At 64.9% G+C, this 22190-nt stretch carries 17 protein-coding genes; 8 read left to right on the plus strand and 9 right to left on the minus strand.

The window, feature by feature from the left end:
• Positions 1–18 precede the first annotated feature (18 nt).
• The 7 genes from cheB to LRX75_RS03230 all read right to left on the minus strand — a co-directional run bounded on the left by cheB (position 19) and on the right by LRX75_RS03230 (position 9382).
• A complete protein-coding gene (gene cheB / locus LRX75_RS03200) occupies positions 19–1140 on the minus strand; it encodes a chemotaxis-specific protein-glutamate methyltransferase CheB (protein ID WP_231811810.1) in 1122 nt (373 codons plus the stop codon).
• An 8-nt stretch (positions 1141–1148) separates the two neighbouring features.
• Positions 1149–2693 carry a chemotaxis protein CheW gene (locus LRX75_RS03205; protein WP_231811812.1) on the minus strand — a complete coding sequence of 515 codons (1545 nt, stop codon included), beginning with the start codon at positions 2691–2693 and terminating at the stop codon, positions 1149–1151.
• Between the two features lie 12 nt (positions 2694–2705).
• A complete protein-coding gene (locus LRX75_RS03210) occupies positions 2706–4637 on the minus strand; it encodes a methyl-accepting chemotaxis protein (RefSeq protein WP_231811814.1) in 1932 nt (643 codons plus the stop codon).
• 213 nt (positions 4638–4850) lie between these two features.
• On the minus strand, positions 4851–6176 hold the full coding sequence (locus LRX75_RS03215; RefSeq protein ID WP_231811816.1) for a methyl-accepting chemotaxis protein: 1326 nt from the start codon (positions 6174–6176) through the stop codon (positions 4851–4853).
• A 50-nt stretch (positions 6177–6226) separates the two neighbouring features.
• Positions 6227–6595 (minus strand): response regulator, encoded by a 369-nt coding sequence (locus LRX75_RS03220; protein WP_231811818.1) that lies wholly within the window; start codon positions 6593–6595, stop codon positions 6227–6229.
• 289 nt (positions 6596–6884) lie between these two features.
• Positions 6885–7931, minus strand: a complete 1047-nt coding sequence (locus LRX75_RS03225; protein WP_231811820.1) for a helix-turn-helix domain-containing protein — start codon at positions 7929–7931, stop codon at positions 6885–6887.
• 332 nt (positions 7932–8263) lie between these two features.
• On the minus strand, positions 8264–9382 hold the full coding sequence (locus LRX75_RS03230) for a flavin-containing monooxygenase (RefSeq protein WP_269456018.1): 1119 nt from the start codon (positions 9380–9382) through the stop codon (positions 8264–8266).
• A 150-nt stretch (positions 9383–9532) separates the two neighbouring features.
• Here LRX75_RS03230 and LRX75_RS03235 point away from each other — a divergent pair, with 150 nt between their 5' ends.
• Positions 9533–10573, plus strand: a complete 1041-nt coding sequence (locus LRX75_RS03235; RefSeq protein WP_231811822.1) for a phosphatidylglycerol lysyltransferase domain-containing protein — start codon at positions 9533–9535, stop codon at positions 10571–10573.
• 9 nt (positions 10574–10582) lie between these two features.
• On the opposite strand, the gene LRX75_RS03240 is transcribed toward LRX75_RS03235, so the two are convergent.
• On the minus strand, positions 10583–11482 hold the full coding sequence (locus LRX75_RS03240; RefSeq protein WP_231811824.1) for a bestrophin family protein: 900 nt from the start codon (positions 11480–11482) through the stop codon (positions 10583–10585).
• 222 nt (positions 11483–11704) lie between these two features.
• Between LRX75_RS03240 and poxB the strand changes: the two genes are divergently transcribed.
• The gene (poxB, locus tag LRX75_RS03245) at positions 11705–13447 is read left to right on the plus strand and encodes a ubiquinone-dependent pyruvate dehydrogenase (protein ID WP_231811826.1); all 1743 of its coding nucleotides are present in this window, start codon (positions 11705–11707) and stop codon (positions 13445–13447) included.
• 21 nt (positions 13448–13468) lie between these two features.
• On the opposite strand, the gene LRX75_RS03250 is transcribed toward poxB, so the two are convergent.
• Positions 13469–14401, minus strand: coding sequence for a LysR family transcriptional regulator (locus tag LRX75_RS03250; RefSeq protein ID WP_231811828.1), 933 nt, complete (start codon positions 14399–14401; stop codon positions 13469–13471).
• Between the two features lie 100 nt (positions 14402–14501).
• Here LRX75_RS03250 and LRX75_RS03255 point away from each other — a divergent pair, with 100 nt between their 5' ends.
• The 6 genes from LRX75_RS03255 (at position 14502) to LRX75_RS03280 (ending at position 22152) form a co-directional block, all read left to right on the plus strand.
• Positions 14502–15602, plus strand: coding sequence for an aldo/keto reductase (locus tag LRX75_RS03255; protein ID WP_231811830.1), 1101 nt, complete (start codon positions 14502–14504; stop codon positions 15600–15602).
• A gap of 79 nt (positions 15603–15681) precedes the next feature.
• A complete protein-coding gene (locus LRX75_RS03260; RefSeq protein WP_231811832.1) occupies positions 15682–16674 on the plus strand; it encodes an Ldh family oxidoreductase in 993 nt (330 codons plus the stop codon).
• 540 nt (positions 16675–17214) lie between these two features.
• Positions 17215–17805, plus strand: a complete 591-nt coding sequence (locus LRX75_RS03265) for a DUF4360 domain-containing protein (RefSeq protein WP_110729340.1) — start codon at positions 17215–17217, stop codon at positions 17803–17805.
• Between the two features lie 87 nt (positions 17806–17892).
• Positions 17893–19290 carry a DUF4360 domain-containing protein gene (locus LRX75_RS03270; RefSeq protein ID WP_231811834.1) on the plus strand — a complete coding sequence of 466 codons (1398 nt, stop codon included), beginning with the start codon at positions 17893–17895 and terminating at the stop codon, positions 19288–19290.
• Positions 19291–19732: 442 nt separating this feature from the next.
• Complete coding sequence (locus LRX75_RS03275) at positions 19733–21685, plus strand: methyl-accepting chemotaxis protein (RefSeq protein ID WP_231811836.1); 1953 nt, start codon at positions 19733–19735, stop codon at positions 21683–21685.
• Positions 21685–22152, plus strand: a complete 468-nt coding sequence (locus tag LRX75_RS03280; protein WP_231811838.1) for a chemotaxis protein CheW — start codon at positions 21685–21687, stop codon at positions 22150–22152. Before LRX75_RS03275 ends, LRX75_RS03280 begins: the two co-directional genes overlap by 1 nt.
• The last annotated feature ends 38 nt before the right edge of the window (positions 22153–22190 follow it).

Here is a 22190-nt window from a genome sequence, read left to right on the forward strand (position 1 = left end):
CGATCTATCCTTTCCGGTTCATGAGGCTCGGCCGATCCATTGCCGTATCTGTTGTGCGATCTTTCCGCTGGGCAGGATGCATTCGGCACCGCCGCGCTTGATCAGCTCCGCCGGCATGCCGAAGATGACGGCGGTCTCGTCGCTTTCGGCGATCGTCCGTCCGCCGGCCTTCCGCAGCTCCGTCATCGCCTGCGCGCCGTCGTGCCCCATGCCGGTGAGCTGGACCGCGATGAGCTTTTCCGCCGGAACCAGCTCGGCCGCCGATTGCACCAGCAGCTCCACGGAGGGATGCCAGGTGTGGGCCGGAGACTCTGGCCGGTTGACGATCACCAGCTTGCTGCCGCGCTGCGCGACGACCATGTCGCAGCCGCCCCGCGCGATGTAGATGCGTCCGGGCTGCAGCTCTTCCATGCTCGCCCCTTCGCGAACCTCGAGCGGGCAGAGCCCGTTCAGCCGCGCGGCCAGCGATGCGGTGAACGAAGGTGGCATGTGCTGGGCGACCAGAACGGGCCAAGGCAGGTTTGCCGGCAGAAACGGCAGCACCTCCTCGAGCGTGCGGGGGCCGCCGGTGGATACGCCGATCAGGACGAGGCCGAACGGACTGCCGCTGACCGGATAGGTCCGCCTGCGCGGTGCCGCCTCCCTGACGAGAGACGCCCGCGCGGAAGCCGCTGCCGAGGCCGAGGCCGACAGAGCGGCCGGCATTGCCGCCGCCGCGCGGTCGCCCCGCCCCGCACGTCCCCGGATACGCGCCTCGGACGCCGCCCTCACCTTCTGGACGATACTGCTGGAGATCGCGTCGATCGACAGCGAGATCGTTCCGCCGGGCTTGGCGATGTAATCGACGGCGCCGAGGGCCAGAGCCTCCAGCGTTGCCAGCGCACCCCGTTCCGTCAGGGACGACACCATGACGGTCGGCGTCGGCCGTTCCGTCATGATGTGCGCAAGCGCCGTCAGCCCGTCCATTTCCGGCATGTTGATATCGAGCGTCACGACATCGGGCTTGAAGAAGGACAATTCCGTCAAGGCCTCCCGCCCGGTCCGGGCGATCTGCACCTCGAAACCTTCCGCTTTGAGCAGCGTCGTCAGATGCTTTCGCATCAGCGCGGAATCATCCACGACAAGAACCTTCAATGGCATCTGCTCGACTATGCCTCCAGATCCGCGCGTTCCGTCTCCGACAGGAGAGCATCGGGATCCATCAGCATGATCATGCGCTTCTGCTTCTCGAGATTGGCCACGCGTCCGAGGATGCGGTGCTGGTCGGACGAGAGCCGGGGCGAGCGTTCGATCGCGTTTCTGGGGATCTTCAGGACCTCCGTCACGCTATCGACGATGAAACCGGTCCGCCGTCCGTTCAGCGCATAGACCATGATGCGCTGGCGGTCGTTCCGCTCGATGTCCTCGAGGTTCAGCCGCCGACGCTGGTCGATGACCGGGAGAACGGCACCGCGAAGGTTGATGACGCCTTCCACGAAGGCGGGTGCCGTGGGAACCCGCGTCAGGCTTTCGGGAATCCGCACGATCTCGTGCACGGCGGCGATCGGAACCCCGAACTCCTCGCTGCCGAGGCGGAACACGACGACCTGTTCCTCGTCCTCGGCGATGTCATGCTCGTCCATATCGCTGTCGGCATCGGTCATGTCCGTCTCCATCGCGCTTGCCTTGGCCAGTGCCGATCTCATCGCCGCATTGGCGAACATCCGGTCGGTATCGAGGATCGAGACCAGCCGCTTGCCACCGTCGAGACGGCAGACAGCCGAGATTTCTTCGAGCCCGCCGCGGCTGGAAAGGATGGCGGGAAGCGTTTCGGCCTGACCGCGCGGCACGCGCAGAACCTCGTCCACGCTGTCGGCGACGACACCCACGGCCTGGCCTTCGCCGAGGCCGAGCACGATGATGCGCTGGGCCTCGTCCTCGTGCTTTTCCGGAAGACCGAGCAGGACCCGCAGCGACACGAGCGGCAGAAGCCTCTCCCGCAGCGTCATCAGGCCGAGCACATGCAACGGCGCGTTGGGAATCGCCACCACCCGTTCCGGCATCTGGACGATTTCCTGAACCGTGGCGATATCGGCCGCATATTCCTGTCCCTCGACCGTGAAGGACACGAGCTGGATCTCGTCGGCATCGACCTCGTCCTCGTCGTCGATGGCCGTCGCCGCCACGTCGCCCGCAATGGCCAGATCCGCCTTGCGGCCGTCCATCGGCGTTCCCACGAATTCCCGGGCGATCAGCTGGGCGAAGTCGAGGATCATGACGATCTCGCCGCTCGCCATCTTGACGACCCCGGTCAGGAGACGGGCATCCACGCTGGCGCCGATCGAGGCGGCCGGCTCGATGTCGGCCTCATCGACCGCGATCACGCTCGCGACCCGATCGACCACGAAGCCGAGCGGCGTGCCGAGATTGATGACGAGCGCGCGCGTGGCATCCGTGTCGCCGATATCCGGCAGTCCGAAGATCCGGCGGAGATTGACGATCGGCAGAATTCGACCGCGCAGATTTGCGAGACCGAGCAGCGAAGGGGGCGCAAGGGGAACCTGCGCCAGAGTGGGCACGCGGATGATCTCCTGCACGGGCGCCATGGGCGCCGCGAAGATCTCTCCTTCCACCGAGAACGTGACGAACTGATTGCTGTTCGTCTCGATCTCGGGCGTGTCTTCCATGTCCGAGACGGCTTGATCGAATGACATCGTGCGATCCGATCAGGCTGCGGTCTGAAGTTCGTCGGCGAGCGAGGCGATTTCCTCGACGGCCCGGACGAGTTCTTCCGCACCCTGGGACTGCTGGCGTGCCGCCGTCGATGCCTCGTCGGCCGCCCGTTCGGACTGCTGGGCAGCGGCCGAAATCTGGTCGATCCCCAGCTTGGTCTGGGCGATGGCGGCGGCGATCTCGTTGGCGCTGGCGAGAATTTCCGTTGCGCCGTTCTGCACGTCCGCGACCTCGACCTCGATGGTGATCAGGTTGGCCGTCGTGGTCTTGGCCTTCTCGACCTCGCCGAGCGCGGCCTCGACCATCTCGTCCAGATCGCGGCTCACGGCGTGGATCTGGTCCTGCACCGCCTTGACGAGGTCCTTGATCCGGTCGGCATTCTCGGCCGAGTCACGGGCGAGATTGCGGATGTCGGTGGCGACGACGGCAAAGCCCTTGCCGAACTCGCCGGCCCGCGCGGCTTCGATCGAACCGTTGACGGCCAGCATGTTCGTCTGCACCGAGACGGTGGCGATCGCTTCGACGATCTTGTCGATGCGGCGGGAGACGACGGCGAGGTCCTTGACCTGACCGATGCTGATGCGGGTCGATGTGGCCGAGTTCTGGATGCCGCCGATGAGCGCGTCGACCGAGGTCTTGTTGCGCTCGAGCAGGGTCTTCATGGCCGTCAGCCGGTCGACGCTTTCCGTCGCGCGCCCCTGTGCGATTTCGAGCCCGCGCTCGATCTGGCCCATGGCCGCGGCCGACTCGGCGGTCGCCGATGCCGAAGCCTGCGAGCCGCGGCGGATCTCGTCCAGCGCGGTCTGCACCTGGCTTGCGGAGCGGTTGATCTCCTGGATGGCGGAGGACAGTTCCTCGGACGACGAGGCCATTTCTTCCGAGCTCTTGGAAATATCGGTCGAGTTTTTCAGGTCCTCGGCCAGCTCGGTCAGAACCTGTGCGGTCTGCTCGCACTGCGCCAGCGCCTGCGACTGTTCCTGCACCGATTTTGCCGATTCCTCGGCGGCGGCCGACTGTTCCTCGGCGGCGGCGGCGATCTCTTCGGAGCCCTTGAGTGCCTGCAGGGCGGCGGCGTTCGACTGGACGGCGCCGGCTGCGATCTCGCGGATGCCGGTGACGACCTGGACCGCGTCGAGCCGGATCTGTTCCAGCTGTTCGGTCACGAGCTTGCTCTTCTCGATTTCGTCGTTGATCGCCTCGGCGGACGCGTTGATGCCGGCGGTGATGCTCTTCACATCGACCTGGATCTGGCCGACGAGATCGGCGATCTGCTTGGCCGACTTCTCGGACGTTTCGGCGAGCGTGCGGACTTCGTCTGCGACGACCGCGAAGCCCTTGCCATGCTTGCCGGCGCGGGCGGCCTCGATGGCGGCGTTGAGGGCGAGAAGGTTGGTCTGGTCGGCGATGCGACCGACGGCCTTGACGATATCGCCGATGTTGGCCGCCTGCTTCTCAAGCTCGGCGATCAGTTCGACGGACGCCTTCTGCCGCGTGGCGGCGACGCCGACATTGGCGATCAGCGCGCCGACCTCGTTGCTCGTCCGCTGGACGATCGCCTGCGTGCTCTCCATCTTGGTCTGGCCGACTTCGGAGGCGCGCATCTGACGCGTGATGGAGTCGCCCATCTGGCGGCAGGCAACGAGCGATTCCTGCGCCGCATTGGAGGCTTCGGTGGCGCCGGCCGCGATCTGGTCGGACGCCCGCTTGAGCTCTTCGGCAGCGGACGCCGCTTCATTGATGCCGGCCGCGATCTCGGCCGTCGCCGCGGCGATGCGCTCCGCCGCCTGCTGCTGCTTGGCAAGGGTGCGGGCGCGCTTGCGCTGCTGGTCCGCATCGCGGGAGGTGGAGGCGCTGCCGGCGCGCGTCGGCGCCGGGCCGGCCATCGCATCGCTGATCTGCTTCTGGTATTTCTTAACGAGTGTCATAAAAATCTCCGCCGGTGTAAATCTATCAAAGGCAGGCGGAGGTTTTATATTAGAGCTTGCGCGAGATTGGATTTAGACCCCCCTCGCGCGGGCCGCTGTTCTTATCTTGCGTTCTGGCAATACATGTTCACCTGAGGAATAGCCCGCCGCCACTTTCGAGGCTTTTCCCTCGGAGAAAGGTGGCTGCGGCTGCGGACGAACGTTCGTCGTCGATCAGAAGAGTTCGATGCTGTCGACAGGGTCTGCCGCCGGGCCGCCGTTTCCGAGCACGGTGCTGTGGATGTCGCGCTGCGCCCGCATGACATAGGACGAGGAAAGCCTGTCGAGCCTGTCCGTCAGCATGTCCATCTGCAGGATGGTCGCCGGCGTTGCCAGACTGTCGCGCACATCGCCGATATGCGCATCGACCTCCTGCGCCATCGACGTGATCTGCTCGATCTGCTGGCGCACGATATCCTGGAACTGGATGTTTCCCATCATCGAGAGGATCGGCTGGGCGATGTCCTCGTTCTCGGACTTCACCCGGCAGAGCACCTCGCGCTGGTGCTGCAGCAGGAGCACGAGATTGGTGGTGAGCAGACCCAGCGCATCCGTAACCTTGCTCATGGCGAGCGTCTCGGTATCCTGCCGCTTCTGGGACTGTTCCTTCAGATCCGCGCCGACGGACAGCATCAGCCCGGAAACACGTTCATGGACGTTGTCGGCGAGATGCTGCACCTCGCTGGCCAGAGACCGGATTTCATGGGCGATGACCGAAAAGCCCTTGCCGAGATCGCCGACGCGTGCCGCCTCGATCGAGACGTTGAGAGACAGCATGGTCGTCTGGCGCGCGATCTGCTGCACGCCGTCGAGGACTTTCAGAACGCTGTCTGTCTCCGCAGCGAGCTTGGCCTGGAACGCGACGGCATCCAGCGAGGACTGTTTCTGCTCTTCGCCGAGATTGACCAGATGCTGTCGACAGCCGGACAGCTGATCCTCGATGCGCCCGAGAATGCGTTCAGAACTGTCGCTCGACCCCGCACTCTGCAGAAATCCCATCAGCGTGGTCACACGCTGGTCGACGTCGAGGAGGCTTTTCAGAAGGCTTTCCGCGGCGTCCTGGCTGACGGTCGTGACGGAATGAAGCTGCCGCTTGAGCAGATCGACATAAGCGGGGTACTCGCTGAGCTGTGCGACGAGCCGACGGATGTCGTCCGCCGACGGCTCCACGATGCCGCGCCGCCCGGCCACGGCCTTTTCGAAATCGATCACATTGCCGGCGTCATCATCCCGCGCCTGCAGCGCCTGAACCCGATGCATCTCGCCGTCCTCCGCACTCTCGTCCGGCGCGCGTGAGGCGGCGGCATCCGCGCTTCCCTTCGCCCATGCGGCGCGACCTCCGGCCACATGGCCGAGACGGAAGGCTGCGACGAAGAAGAGGCCGATGGCGAAGGCCAGCAGGGGCAGAGGCGTCTGCGCAGACAGGGAGACGCTCGCGGCAAGCGTTGCGGCAAGCGCTGCGAGAACCGCTGTTCTGCGTTTTGATCGAAAGGGCATCATTCGGGAAAACTTCCGGCTGGCGTGAACGCGGCGACGGGCGAGGCGCGGCCTCAGGCAACCATGACCTGACGAACGACCTGCAGCAGGGCAGCCGGATCGACGGGCTTGACCAGCCAGCCGGTCGCGCCCGCCGCCTTCGCGGCCGCCCGCTTGTCCTGCTGGGAATCCGTGGTCAGAACGAGCATGGGCGTGAAGCGGGTCGCGGGGAGTTTGCGCAGGCGGGAGATGAGCTCGACACCGTGCATGCCCGGCATATGGTAGTCGGTGATGATCAGCGAAGGCGCCAGCCCGCGCGTGACGCTGTCGATCGCTTCCTGACCATGCGCCGCCGTTTTGAAGGCAAGACCCGCTTTCGTCAGAATGCTGGAAAGGCTGGCAAGCATCGTGGTTGAATCGTCAACAAGCAGAATAGGCTTCATCGGGTCGTCTCCTGGTCGATCTCGTCTCTGAGCACGGAACGGCTCTCCAGCAGATCCGCAGATGCGAGGTGGAGCCCGTGCCAACCGGCACAACCGCCGGCGAATGATAGCCAGTGATGCGTTTCAATGATTGATGATTGCTTATATTCGCAGCCTGCGGATGGGTTTCCTGCACTTGCGATGTATTGTTGCGCACGGGCATGTGACCGAACCGGCCGAAATGCCCTGCCGGTAAGCAGCCGGGTACGGTGCCGACTCACTCCGACAGGCTACGAGGCAGCCGCTTGCCTCAGGGCTGGGTCCCGCCCGACGCCGGCGGCTCGCGATGAGAGCCTTTTACCCCGAGTTCCCGGCCACGCCGCGCCTCGGCAGGCGAGACGCCGTAGGCTTTCTTGAAGCTCTGGCCGAAGGCCGCATACGACCCGAAACCCCATATTTCGGCAACGGCCTTGAGGGGAATTTCGACCTGGGAAACCACCATCTCGTGCGCGCCGCTCAGGCGAAGCAGCCGCTGATAGTCCGTGATGGTCTGTCCGGTGACCGACTGGAAGGCATATTGGAGCGTTCGTTTGCTGACGGAGCTGAGGTCCGCGAGCACTTGCGGCGCGATGTGGCGATGCGGGTTTCCGTGAATATGGCTGAGGGCCCGCTTGACGTGCCGCGGGGCGATCGTCGGCAGGTCGTCGCTGAGCACGCCCAGGTAATTGTTGGGAAAAAGCTGAAGAAAACAATCGACCAGCAGGTTTCTGAGGCTCTCGTTGCGCGAGGCGACGAGCATTTTCGTCCGCAGGATCGGCGTCGCCGGCAGAACCTGCAACTGGTCGCGCAGGATGTCGAGAATCTCCAGTTTGCCGTCCGGAAAGCTGACGAATTCGAGGCTGCGCTCCACCGGCCTGTCCAGGAGGACGGAAAGACGCTTCTGAAAGAGGGCGGTGGGGATGCTGACCGAGACATATTCGCAGGGATCGTCGATCCGCAATGTTTCCGGCTGCTCCCCCGGCAGAGCGACGAAGCTGTAGGCTTCGTCCGTGCCGTCGGGCACCAGCCGCACGAAGCTGTCGGTGTAGCAAAAAAGAAAGATCTTCCTTTCGGACTGCGGATGAGCCGTAATCTCGAGATGACCCTGAAGGCTGCGACATTCGATCAGGATGTCATCGATATCCAGACGATATCCCGACACCGAGACCGCGTCTCCCGAGAAAGCGAGCAAGGGCAGCTTTGGGGAATTGTCTCCGGGCAAACCCGTGCCCTGGTTCCCATCGTTCAATATGCCGATATGTCTAAACACGTTTCCATCTCGAAATCTTTGGCGTCGAGCGCTTCTGCCGTTCGGCATTTCCTGCTCGATTGCGCCTCTCCTCAAAACGGCGCCCTGTCTGGCAAACCCCGGCCGACCGCGTTGAGCGCGACGAAACGGCAGGATTGCAGGACATATGTGCACGGCCATTCCGGCGTGGTCTCGAACGCTACGATTCCAGAGAGACCACTCTCGTCCGACATCGCCTTTTTATCGGCGAAATAACCGCAATGAGACGCCTCAAGTTGCAGAATATGAATATTGTATATTGATTAGATATTGTGAAGCGGCAAATTCGTAAAAAATATTTCAAATTTGCGCGGTTTGTTAGATTATGTACCGTTTAACGACACAAAACTGCAACTGACCTTTCAGTGCTCGCTCGCGCCTGAGTTGACCGGTGACCGGCCCGGTGTGGCCGCGATCGCGCGCGCGATGTCCGTCGCTTCGCGCTCGGTCTGGCGAAAGAAGGAAGTCAGGCTGGGGGTCAGACCCATGTGCCATAGACCGGGAGTGCCGCGCCCCTCATCATCCGCCAGGGCGGACGTGCCGTAGCCGGTCGCAACGATCACACTGTCCGGCGTCAGGCGGCTGTCATCCTCCAGGAGGACAGCGTTGCGTTCGAAGGCGCGCACGCCGCGAACGACCCGGATCTGCTCGCTCCGGATCGCGGCCATCGCGCCGTCATCCACGGGAATGGCGATCTTGTCGCGGACGAGCCGCGTGGCGGCATCGTGCGCCCCCTCGGGAAATCCCAGTCGAGACAGATGGCCGAACGCCAGATACTGCGTCGCCGCGATCATGCGATCGACAAGCGGCGTCGGAAGCGCCTGCATGACGGGAGACAGACGATGCACGGCAAAGCGAAACAGTCGCTTCGGCAGAACCGAAGGGCCGCGCCGCACGGAAAACCAGACCGGTCCGGTCTTTATCCGGCTAATATGATTGAGGATGTCGAAGCCTGAGTTTCCGCCGCCGACGACCAGCACGGATCGCCCGGCATAGTCCGACGCGTGCCCGAAATCGGCGGCATGCCGAATGTCGCCCTCATAGTCCTCCAGCCCCGCCCAGGCCGGAAGCCGCCTCTCCGTGTCGCGCCCCACCGCCATGATGACATGCGCGGCGTGCAGCACGCCGTCCTCGGAGACGATCCTGAAAGAGCCGCCGTCGTCCCGCGTGACAGAAGACACCGTGACGCCATGCCGAATGTCGAAGGCGTGCTCCTGCGCAAACGCCTGAAGGTGCCGCACGACGGCATCGCGCTTGGGAAAGGCACCGGTTCCCTCGGGGTACCGGGCGCCGGGAAGCGCGGAGAGATCGCGGTGAGTGTTGAGCGTCAATTGCGGGTGACGGCGCAGCCAGGAAGCGCCGATCTCGGGCTCCCGCTCGAGGATGACGGCGGAGATCCCGTGCCGGCGCAGAACATAGGCGGCGGTGAGGCCTGCAAGCCCCGCGCCGATGATCACCACGTCATGGACATTTGTCGACAAAATCAGCTTCTTTCCAACGCTTTCGTTAGTCTAGGGACTGTGCGCGGCGGCGACAAGCTGGCAATGTCCGAAGCGGTTAGGTAAGCGCAGATTTGCGTCTGGCATGACCGTCTTCTCATTTGCCCGATAGCGGTTCCGGAGCCAAGCCGAATGCCAAGCCTACGCAAGAGGATGGACGCGTTTCTGGATGCGCGCCTTCCCAAGCTGCCCGCTGCCGGGCTCGATACACGGGCACGTCTCGACCTCCTGCAGAAACATGGTGATTTCTCGCTGGCCTATTCGACCTATGCCCAGCCCGATCTGCAGTATTTCGGTGATGCGGACGGCTATATCGCCTATGCGACCAAGATGGGGCACACCTTCGTGCTGGGCGATCCGGTTGCCGATCCCGCACGCCGGGCCGATTATATCCGGCGCTTCGTCGCAGCCTCGAATGCGCCCTGCTTCGTGCAGACCTCGCGTGAGACCGCGGCCGTCCTCCAAACGCTCGGCTATCGCATCAACCATATGGGCGTCGATACCCGGCTGACGCTCGACACCCATTCCTTCGCGGGCAAGCGAAACGAGACGGTCCGCTATTCCGAGCGCTGGCTCCTGAAGAAGAACTACCGGCTGATCGAATGCGACGGCAGCATTGCCGACGCGCAGAAGGTGCGGGAAATCTCGTCGAACTGGCGCAGCGGCCGCATCGTCAGCCGCCGGGAGATGCGGTTTCTCAACCGCCCCTTCAGCGTCGAACTGGCGCCGCACATGCGCCGGTTCCTCATCATCGATCCCGCCGGCCATCCGGTTGCCGTGCTCGATTTCGACCCGATCTTCCGGGCAGGCGATGTCGTCGGCTACACCGTGGCGTTCAAGCGCAAGCTGGCGGGAACGACGCCCCACGCCGAGATCGGCCTCACCAAGTTCGCAACGGACCGCTTCACGGCCGAAGGCCGCGACATCGTCACCTTCGGCCTGTCGCCGCTCGCAGCGATCGCCGAAAGCGGTTTTGCGGAAAGCCGGATCTGGCGAAACCTGTTCGAGCGCGCCTATCGATCGAAGAGGATCAACGCGCGGATCTTCAACCTGCAAGGCCAGGCCGCCTTCAAGCGGCGCTTCCATGGCGAGGAAATCCCCACTTACATCGGCTTCAAGCGCCGCACCCCGCTCGAAATCCTCGCGCTTCTGCGCCTGTTGAAGACGTTGTAGCGCCTCTGCCTACCAGAGAACGTGCTCGACGGGCTGGACGGGCTTGGATCGACCGCCGGCACCGGACAGATGTTCGAGATCGATCTGGATCGTCCGGCAGATCGACGTGAGCGGCACGTCGTGTTCGCGGTTTTCGAACGGATCCTGCAGATCGGCGCCGATGCGATCCATGGCGAGCAGCATGAAGCCGACGATGGTCGAGGCGAGCGGGGTGTAGATCGTGAGGCTGTCCACCAGCCCGACGGGCAGCAGGATGCAGAAGATGTGCACGAACAGCGTCGGATAATAATCATATTCGCGCGGCAACGGCGTGTTCTTGATCCGCTCCATACCGCCCTGCGCATTGCTCATGTCCACCAGCAGCGTCTCGATCTGCACATTGCGAATGGAGTCCGTCCATCCGTTGCGGCGCGCCTCCGCCACCATGCCCGCCGTCCGGTTCAGAATGGCGTTCGGCGCATTGCCGACATTTTGCAGCGACTGGATCTCCGCCTCGCCCAGATACGGCCGGATCTCGTCGGCATTGGGCTGACGGCGCAGGTGGCATCGCAGGGCGTGGACATAGGCGATCTGCCGGCGCACGAGTTCGCGGCGAAACGCCTCGCTGCCGTCGCGGCTGTCGATCAGATGCCAGACCTCGCGCCCGAAGGATCGGGATGCATTGACCATCGAGCCCCAGAGCGTGCGCGCCTCCCACCAGCGGTGATAGGCATTGTTGTTGCGGAACCCGAGAAACAGCGCCAGCGCCGAGCCGAGCAGCGCCATCGGCAAGGTCGGAAGATCGAGCCAGGGATGCGGCAGATAGACATAGGCGAGCGTCACGATGATGTCCCAGACGAACAGCAAGGCGAGCGGCCAGCCGATATAGCCGAGCATCTGGTGGAAACGAGCCGATTCCGGCAGAACCATTCGGGTGCTCCTTTGAGACCTGCTGAACGTCAGCTTCTCGGCATATAAGATGCGATGCAGCAAGGTCGAGTGCAGCGCACACCCTTTTTTTGGGGCGCACGGTCTCCGATGCGCCGCGGTCACCTCGACTGTGGAGCGCGCCGCCATAGATCTCCCGGCAGGACCCCGCGGGCGATCCGCCTTGCGATCGCCCCCGTTACACAGCCTTTAGGAGCCCCCGCCATGGCAAAGACCGCAGCCGATCTCGTGACAGAGGTTCTTCATCAGGCCGGCGTCCGCCGCATCTACGGGCTTGTCGGCGACAGCCTGAACGCCATGACGGAATCGCTGCGCAAGCGCGGCGATATAGACTGGGTCCATGTTCGCCACGAGGAGGTGGCAGCCTTCGCCGCGGGGGCGGAAGCCGCGCTCACCGGCGACCTCGCCGTCTGCGCCGGCTCCTGCGGGCCGGGCAACACCCATCTGATCAACGGGCTGTTCGACTGCCATCGCAGCCGCGTTCCGGTGCTCGCCATCGCCGCGCAGATCCCCTCGCAGGAAATCGGCCGCAACTATTTTCAGGAGACGAGGCCCGAAGAGCTGTTTCGCGCCTGCTCGGATTATTGCGAGCTGGTCTCCCATCCCGAGCAGCTGCCCGGCATCCTCGAAACCGCCATCCGCAGCGCGCTGGGAAACCGCAGCGTCTCGGTGGTGGTCATCCCGGGCGACATCGCGCTTTCGGCCTACAAGGCTCCGATCTCCGCCGCCGCCGGCCTGCGGCTTGCAGCCCCCGTGGTCACGCCCGGCGCCAGCGAGCTCGGGGCACTTGCCGACCTTCTGAACAAGGGCGAGCGGGTGACGCTCTTCTGCGGCCGCGGCTGCGCCGGCGCGCATGATCGCGTCGTGCAGCTTGCCGAAGCCCTGAAGGCGCCGGTCGTCCATGCGCTGGGCGGCAAGGAACATGTGGAGTGGGACAACCCCTACGACGTCGGCATGACCGGTCTCATCGGTTTCAAGTCCGGCTATCAGGCGCTGATGGACTGCGACACGTTGCTGATGCTCGGTACGGACTTTCCCTATCGCCAGTTCTTCCCCAAGACCGCGACGATCGCGCAGGTCGATCTTCGCCCGGAAAATATCGGTCGGCGGACGCCGCTGGCGCTGGGCGTCGTCGGCGATATCGGCGCGACGATCGAGGGACTTCTGCCCCGGCTGACCCGCAAGACAGACGACAGCTTTCTGAGCAAGAGCCTTGCCAACTACAAGAAGGCGCGCAAGGGGCTCGATGATCTGGCAACCGGAACGCCGGGGCGCAAGCCGATCCATCCGCAATACCTCACCAAGGTCATCAGCGAGCAGGCATCGGACGATGCGGTCTTCACCTTCGACGTCGGCACCGTCACGGTCTGGGCGGCGCGATACCTCAAGATGAACGGGCGCCGGCGCCTGCTTAGTTCTCTCGCCCATGGATCGATGGCCAACGCGATGCCGCAGGCGATCGGCGCGCAGGCGGCCTTCCCCGGCCGGCAGGTCATCAGTCTTTCCGGCGACGGCGGTTTCACGATGCTGATGGGCGATTTCCTCACGCTCGCGCAGCAGAACCTGCCGGTCAAGGTCGTGATCTACAACAATGGCTCGCTCGGCTTCGTGGCGCTGGAGATGAAGGGCGGCGGCTTCCTCGAGTTCGGAACCGATCTGAAGAATCCGAACTTTGCCCTGATGGCGCAGGCCATGGGCATTCACGCGATCCGCGTGGAGGATCCGGCGCAGCTCGAAGACGCCGTCGCCAGCGTGCTGGCCCATCCCGGCCCGGCCCTGCTCGATGTCGTCACCAACCCGCAGGAACTTTCCATGCCGCCGGTCGTCACCGCCGACGAGGTCAAGGGCTTCGGCCTCTGGGGCATGCAGGCCGTGCTGAACGGACGCGGCGACGAGATCATCGATCTGCTGAAGGGCGGGAATGTCCTCAAGTCCCTGTTTCGGTGAGATCGCCGACAGGACGATCCGTTAGTTGTCCGACGCCGGAGTGATCCCGCTTCGGCTGGAGATGCTGTCGCCGCGCATCGCATCGAGAAACGCCCGGAAGGCAGCACTCGGCTGCCGGCGGCTGGGGTAGTAGAGATGGTTGGGCGGCAGGGTCGGCGCCCAGCCGTCGAGCACCTCAACCAGCGTCCCGGATGCGAGATGCGGATCGGCATGCGCGCGGGGCAGGCAGACCACACCCAGGCCGTTCAGGGCCGCGTCGCGCATGACATCGACATCGTTGGTCACGAACGAGCCGGGGATCGCCCGCTCGATGCGCCGGCCATCCCTCTCGAATTCCCAGACATGGATGGTGCCGGAAGACGTGTAGCGATAACAGATGCACCGGTGCCGACCGAGATCGTCCGGCGTCTCCGGCAGACCGTGCGCCGCGACATAAGTCTTCGTCGCCGCGAAGACGAGCGGCACGGGCGGGCTGATCGCCACCGAGATCATGTCACGTTGCAGCTCGCCCTCGTGGCGCACGCCGCAGTCGAAGCGCTCCGCGACGATATCGACAAGCCCGTCATTGACGACGAGCTCCACCGCGACCTCCGGACAATCCCGCGCGAAACCGGCAAGCTTCGGCAGCACGACGTGCAACGCCGCCGTCCTGTGGGCGTTGATCCGGATGCGTCCCGCCGGACGGTCGCGTGCCGTATCCAGCGCACCGAGCGCCAGATCGACCGAATCCAGGGCCGGGCGGAGCCGTTCGAGAAGGGCCTCCCCGGCGCTCGTCGGCGCGACCGAGCGCGTCGTCCGGTCGAGAAGGCGGATTCCGAGACGGGTTTCGAGCACGCGCATGGCATGACTGAGCGACGACGGGGATTGCCCGAGCCGCGCGGCCGCCTTGGTGAAGCTGCCGGCCTCTGCGATGTCGGCGAAGACCGCAAGTCCGGACCAGAGATCGCGGTCCATTGATGAATTCCTTTCAGCAACCCGTGCCGAAACAGAGGTCTAGTCCGCCCTGCCGTCGCCGTCCATATGACGAAGCATGATCCAACAGGAACGCCGCATCATGAATCTTGAAACCTATCGTCCGCTCGGCCGCTCGGGCCTTCTCGTCAGCCCGCTGGCGCTCGGCACCATGACCTTCGGCACGCCCCGCTGGGGCTCCGGCGAGGCGGGAAGCCGCGCCGTGTTCGACCGCTATGTCGACCTCGGCGGCAATTTCATCGATACAGCGGACGTCTATTCCGGCGGGCGTTCGGAAGAGATGGTCGGCGCCTTCGTGCGGGATCATGGCCTTCGCGACCGCATGGTGATCGCGACGAAGTCGGGCTTTTCCAACGGCCGCGGCGTTCATGGCGGCGGCAACGGGTCGCGCCATATCCGGACGTCCGTGGAGGCGTCGCTGCGGCGCCTGCAGACGGATGTCATCGACCTCTACTGGATCCACATCTGGGACGGCATCACGCCCGCGGCGGAGCTGCTGCAGACGATGGCCGCGCTCGTCCAATCCGGAAAGATCCGCTATTGGGGACTGTCCAACACGCCGGCCTGGTATGCTGCGGAACTCGCGACGCTCGCATCCGCCCGCGGTCTGCCGGCACCCATCGGCCTTCAATATTTCTACGCGCTTGTCGAACGCGGCGTCGAGGCCGAGCATGTTCCGCTCGCGCAGGCCTTCGGCATGGGCCTCGTGCCGTGGAGCCCGCTTGCCTATGGGCTTCTGACCGGAAAATACGATCGCGCGACGGTGGAGGCCGCACCGGCGCGAACGGGTGGCGTGCCGAACGAGGGCGGGTCCACCGAGGCGGCACGGCCGGACGAGGACAAGCGCCTCGACGGCAACAACCCGTTCGGCGACACGCTCTTCACGGAGCGCAACTGGGCGATCGTCGATGTCCTGAAACGCGTTGCACACGAGGCCGGCGAGACCCCGGCCCGCATCGCCCTTGCCTGGGTGGTCGGCCGCCCCGGCGTCGCCTCCACGCTGATGGGCGTCAGCCGTGCGGAGCAGGTGCGCGACAATGTCGGTGCGCTTGACCTCGCGATCGCGCCCGACCATCTGGCCGCGCTGGAGGAGGTCAGCGGCGGAGCGCCGTTCCTCTACCAGCTCTTCCAGCCGGCAGTGCGCAACCAGGTGGTCTTCGGTGGCGCCGACGTGAGACGCTGATCGCCGGAAATCTCGGCAGGGTGCTGGCGCCCGCGCGCCGCACTTGCTAACCCTCGGCGCATCGAAACAGGATGAGCCGATGATCCTTTCTCTGGCGGATGCCGAACACCTCGTCGCCTCGACCTTTGCGGACAACGGGGTCGATGCCGCCGTCGCCGCGTCCGTTGCCCATGCGCTGGTGCAGGCGGAAGCCGCCGGGCAATCCGGTCACGGCCTGCGGCGGGTTCCGGCCTATGTCAAGCAGGTGCGGACCGGCAAGGTCGATGGACGCGCGAAACCCGTGGCGACGCTGGCAAAGCCCGGCGTCCTGGCGATCGACGCCCGCCATGGGTTCGCCTATCCCGCGCTCGATCTCACCGTGGAACGGCTGCCGGAGATTGTTCGCACGCAGGGCATCGCGCTGGCCGCCATCCACCGCTCGCATCATGCCGGCGTCATGGCACTGACGGTCGAGCGCTTCGCGGAACAGGGCCTCGTCGCGATGATGTTTGCCAATGCGCCGGCCGCGATGGCGCCCTGGGGCGGGCGCAAGCCGCTGTACGGCACCAATCCGATTGCCTTTGCCGTACCGGTGGCTGGCGGCGATCCTCTCGTCATCGACCTCGCGCTGTCCAAGGTCGCGCGCGGCAAGGTGATGGCGGCGGCGCAGAAGAATGTCGATATCCCGGCCGACTGGGCGTTCGATGTCGAGGGCCGGCCGACGACCGATGCCGACGCAGCCATGAAGGGCACGATGGCGCCCGCCGGCGACGCGAAGGGCGCCGCCCTCGCGCTGATGGTCGAAGTGCTCGCCGCCGGCCTGACCGGCGCCACCTTCTCCTACCAGGCAAGCTCGCTCTTCGATGAGAAAGGCCCGCCGCCCGCGCTCGGCCACATGATCATCGCCATCGATCCCGACGGCGCGACCGGCGGCGGCACCTCCGGCCGGATCGCGCAACTGGCGCAGGAGATGGGCCGCGAGGACGGCGTCCGCCTGCCCGGCCGCCGCGGCCTCGGTCTCCGCCGTCAGGCGGCCGAACAGGGCATCGACATTCCGCAAGACGTGCTGAAGGCGATCGACGACCTGCGTTAAACGCCCTCAGCCGTCACGGATTCATGTCGGACAATGTCCTGCGTCAGCGCGCGCAGGGACCGACAATCGAACGGCAGACCCTGGGCCGGTAGAGACGTTCGTAACCGCCCTCCCGGGCGCGGATCGCCTGCCTTCGCTGGTGATCCTCCAGAGCCTGCGCGGACCGGGTTTGGCCGGCCGGGACCGTCGCTGCCGGCTGCGGCGTCGCGCAGCCGCACAGCAGGGCGCCGACAGCCAGGAGGATGGTCGTGCTTGCCCGGAACGTTCGTGTTTTCACCGCAGGTCTCCCACTCCCGTCCGCATCGGGCCTTTGTCCTCGTAAGCAGGCAGTTTCGGCACGGTGCGCGCCGACGGACATGATGCTGCCACTAAATGGCGCGATTTCGAACGCGTTTGATTAAAACTCCCTTAATCACGCCGTTCTAGTTCTAACACCTTCCGATGTGAATTGCAGCCGAACGGATTGGTCAGCAGCGGTTCATATTGGCACATCTATTTTCCTGCCAGGGCTTGATGCTCACATCTAAACGAGGAAGTTCAATGAAGAGATTTGGTCTCCTGCTGGCGTCGCTGTTCATCTCGTCCGCGGCCTATGCCGACGACATTTCCCTCGGCGTTCCCGGCTATGGCGGTAGCGGCTGCCCGTCGGACAGCGTCTCCGCCACGATCAGCCCGGACGGCAAGGCGCTCAGCCTGCTGTTTGACAACTATATCGTGCAGGCCGGCGGCGACACCGGCAAGAACATGGACCGCAAGACCTGCAACGTGGCCATTCCGGTGCACGTGCCCCAGGGCCGCAGCGTTTCGGTTCTGGCGGTCGACTATCGCGGCTTCAACCAGCTGCCGCGCGGCGCGCGCTCGCAGTTCAACGTCGAATACTTCTTCGCGGGAACGCGCGGACCGACCTTCGTCAAGACCTTCTCCGGCCCCAGCGAACAGGACTACCTGATCTCCAACAAGATCGTTGCGGACTCGATGATCTGGTCGGCCTGCGGCGAAGACGTCAACCTGCGGACCAACTCCAGCATCCGCGTGAACACGACGCGCGGCCAGGAGGCCATGGCGACCGTCGACACGCAGGACGTGAAGGCCGCGATCGTCTATCAGCTGCAGTGGAAGACCTGCCGCTAACAGAAACCGGCGCGGGTGGCAGGAGACTGCCGCCCGCGCTGACGACCGCCCGTTGATCGCCTGCCTCCCTGCCCGTGAGAACCGTCCATGCGCCACAGCACATCGTTCGCCCTCTGTCTCCTGAGCATCGCGGCAACGGCGCCCGGCCGGGCCGACGCCGCCGACGGATGTGCGGACGGGACGGTCTCCAGCGTCACCTCGCCGGACGGCAACGCGACCAGCGTGCTCTTCGACGACTTTTCGGCAAGCGCCGGCGGCGGTGCCGGCACAGCGCGCGCAACGAGCACCTGCCAGCTGGCCATCCCCGTGACCCGACCCGACGGCTTCAGCGTCTACGGCGTCGACTATCGCGGCTTCGTCACGACGCAAGACGGACAGACGGCTCGGATCGTCACCCTGCAGGACGGGCGGCAGGTTTTGAAATACGAGGTCGCGGGACCGCTTGAGGACGATGTCGCCACGGGCGGCAAGGTCGGCGTTTCCGGCTCCGACACGCTCGGCCTGACGGTCGTCGTCGAGGCGACGGCGCCGGTCGACCCCGACATGCCCGACGCCAGCCTGCTCCTCGACACGGTCGATATCACCCGCCTCGGATTCACCACGCTGTCATCGGTCACGGCCTCGGCGGACCAGCTGGCGCGCCAGCGACAGGCCATTGCGGCAAACCTCATCGGCACGGCGCAGGGGCTTCTGGGCGAGGGCGAACGCTTCGATGCCGGCAGCGCGATCAGCCTCTTCGGAACATCGAGCGCTGCCGCCGGCTTCAAGGGCCGCTGGGAAGCCGGAAGCGGCATCACCGTCCTCGGCGGTGCGGCGATCGTCCATCCCGACGACGACAATGTCTCGGTCGATACGCTGGCGCTGCTTGCCGGCGCGCTGCGCTACACGACGCCGCAGGCGACTTGGCGCGCCTTCGGCGAAGCGGGCGTCTGGGGCTCGCCGAACGTGACGGCGAACCTCTCGCGCAGCTATCTGAACGTCGACAACATCGTTTCGGCCGGCGGCACGGCGGACGGTTCGCTTCTCAGCTCCTACGGACGGATCGGCGCGGTCTTTGCGCCCGACCAGGCCAACGAGATCGTGCTTTCGGCACGCTTTACCAAGGCCTGGCTCGACCTCGACGGCTATAGCGAGACGGCAACGGATCGCAATCTCTTCGCGGCAACCGTCCACGGCGGCACGTCGAGCGAGAACATCGTCAGCGCCGAGGTCGCCTGGAGCCACCAGACCGAAGGCCGGCTGGACTACACGCTGTCCGGCGCCGTCGGCCGCATCTTCGCCGACGACAAGGCCGTCCGTGCATCCGTCGATTGGGTCGGCGATGTCTCCGGCCGCGCCCGCGACCAGACCTTCGCCTCCGCCGGCGGCCGTATCGGCGTTCGTCTCGATGATGTCTGGCGCCTCGACACCTCCGTCGCCGCCACCATCCGCCAGTATGACGACCCGGAATGGAACGTCGGTGCGCAGCTGAAGGCGGCGTTCTGAAGCTTGTCAGGGATACACGGACTCCGGTTATCCCGAAGAGACAAGCGATATTCGGGGAATCGCGCGTCCCGACCTGCCCGAGGATAGACGCGCGCCGCGAGATCCGTCCGGTCCCGCTCACGCGTCTCTAAGCGACCATCGACCCTGCGCGGTCACCGCTCACACCGGCCTCACGACATCGTGACAGGGAAGACAGCCGTCTCTCCGGCACAGACGGCACGCTTTCTCGCGTCGGGCGCCTGGTCTCGACCGGCGCGCACAGCCGGCCCCCCGTTTTCCCTATCGTATTCTTTACCCATTCTTATTCTGTTTTCGTCATTTAGAATATTCGGCGCGAACAGCAGGCCATTCCTCCCCTCTGCCTGATGGTGTTCTCCCGCGAAGTTGCTCAATCGTCTGTCTCAATAACCGTCTCCGGCAAGACATAAAAATCAGCGAGCCCATGATGTCCTTCCTCAACAACCTCCACATTCTCACAAAGATCGCCGCGACCCTCGGCATGCTGATCCTGATCAGCATGGGAGTCAGCTACTCCAGCTATGCGTCCCTCTCCAAGCTTGAGCAGACGGCGGCGATGACGGACCATACGTATAAAGTCATCAACGCCCTGAACGGCATCACCGCCGGCATGGTCGATCAGGAAACCGGCATGCGCGGCTATCTCGTATCGGCCGACGAGGCCTTCCTCGCGCCGCAGAAGGCCGGTGTCGCCGCCTATGAAGCGGATCTCAAGAACGTTCGAACCCTCACCTCCGACAATCCGGCGCAACAGAAACGTCTGGATGCCCTGGAAGCCTTCGTCGCAACCTGGCACGAGAAGGTCTCCAAGCCGGAGCTCGCCTTCATGGCAAACCCGGCGACGCGCGATCAGGCGCGCGCCATCGAGATCAGCGGGAGCGGCAAGGCCGCGATGGATGGCATCCGCGCGACGGTTGCGGAAATGATCGAGGTCGAGGCCGGCCTGCTGGGCGTTCGTGCCGAGGCGGCCGAAGCTGCAGCCGCATCCGGCCGCTTCAACAATATCGCCGGCGGCGCCGCCATGCTGCTGGTCTCCCTTCTCGCTCTGATCGTTTTGAACGTCGCTCTCGTTCGTCCCGTGCGCGGCATGAACGATGCCATGCGCCATCTGGCCGCGGGACGAACCGACATCACGATCCCGGGCAGCGGGCGTGCCGATGAAGTCGGCGAGATGTCCGGCGCCGTCGAGGTGTTCCGTCAGGCCGCCATCGTCAACCACCAGCTGGAACAGGAAGCGGAAGCCGCCCGTCGGCAGGCCGAAGCCGACCGCGTTCGCCTGACGGCGGAAGCCGAAGCAGCCGCCCAGCAGCGTCTGAACGAGGCGACATCCGGCCTTGCGAGCGGCCTGAAGCGCCTGGCCGCCGGCGACCTGACCTTCCAGCTGAACGAGCCGTTCTCGCCCGATTTCGAGGCTCTGCGCCACGATCTCAACAATGCCGTAAGCCAGCTCGGCCAGACGCTTCGCTCCGTGGCGCAGGCCGCGGGTTCGATCGACGGCGGCTCGCAGGAAATCAGCCGCGGTGCCGACGACCTGTCCAAGCGCACGGAACAGCAGGCCGCATCGCTCGAAGAGACCGCCGCCGCCCTCGACCAGATCACGGCCAACGTCTCGAACTCGTCCAAGCGGGCCGATGAAGCGCGCGCGGTCGCCGTGCAGGCCAATGCGAGCGCCAGCCAGTCGGGCAAGGTGGTCGCCCAGGCCGTCGAAGCCATGGGCAAGATCGAGGCCTCCTCGAACGAGGTCACGAACATCATCGGCGTCATCGACGAGATCGCGTTCCAGACCAACCTTCTGGCGCTCAACGCCGGAGTCGAGGCGGCGCGTGCGGGCGATGCTGGCAAGGGCTTTGCGGTCGTTGCCCAGGAAGTCCGCGAACTGGCGCAGCGCTCCGCCAAGGCGGCCAAGGAAATCAAGGAGCTTATTCGCAACTCCTCCGTCGAGGTCCAGAACGGCGTTCAGCTGGTCAGCGAAACCGGCGTGGCCCTGCAGACGATCGAGGGCTACATCATCACCATCAACCAGCACATGGACTCCATCGCCACCTCCGCCCGGGAGCAGTCCGTCGGCCTCAGCGAAGTCAACATCGCCGTCAACCAGATGGATCAGGTAACCCAGCAGAACGCGGCGATGGTGGAGGAAACCAGTGCCGCCGGCGTGACCCTTGCCAGTGAAAGCAGCAATCTGCGTCACCTGATCGGGCAGTTCGTGCTCGGCGACACCGGCACGCAATCCTCGGCACTGCGTCAGGCGGCTGCCACCATGAAGGCCGCGAACGCGCCCCGATATACCCCTGCACAGCCGGCCGCGCGTCCCCGCAAGGTCGCCGGAGCATCGGGCGGAAACACCGCAGTCAACGACGGATGGAGGGAATTCTGATGCACCATGCGGCAAACTCGGCAATGCTGGAAATTATCGCCTTTCGGCTCCACGATCAGGAGTTCTGCGTCCGCACCGTGACCATCCGCGAAATTCGCGGATGGGCGCCCGTGACGCCCATTCCCCAGGCGCCGCCGGACGTTCTCGGCGTCATGAACCTTCGCGGCACGGTCATTCCGGTGATCAACCTCGCGCTCAAGCTCGGCATGTATGGCGCCGAGCCGACCGAGCGCAGCGCGATCGTCGTCACGGAGGTTCACGGCATGGTCATGGGCCTTCTCGTGGATCAGGTCTCGGATATCCTCATGGTCCCGGCCGACCTTCTCCAGCCCGTTCCGGACATCACGTCGTCCGGCGCAACGGCCTTCTCCGACGGCATCATCGTCCAGCCGACCGGCATGATCTGCTTCCTGAACCTCGATCGGATGTTCAACAGAAGCGAAGCGGAATTGCTGTTCGCGGCATAATTCCGCTGCACCGGCTCGTGTAGCGACGTTCCCGCCCT

Origin of the sequence: Rhizobium quercicola (assembly GCF_021168455.1) — a bacterium.
GTDB classification, from domain to species: Bacteria; Pseudomonadota; Alphaproteobacteria; order Rhizobiales; family Rhizobiaceae; genus Ferranicluibacter; species Ferranicluibacter quercicola.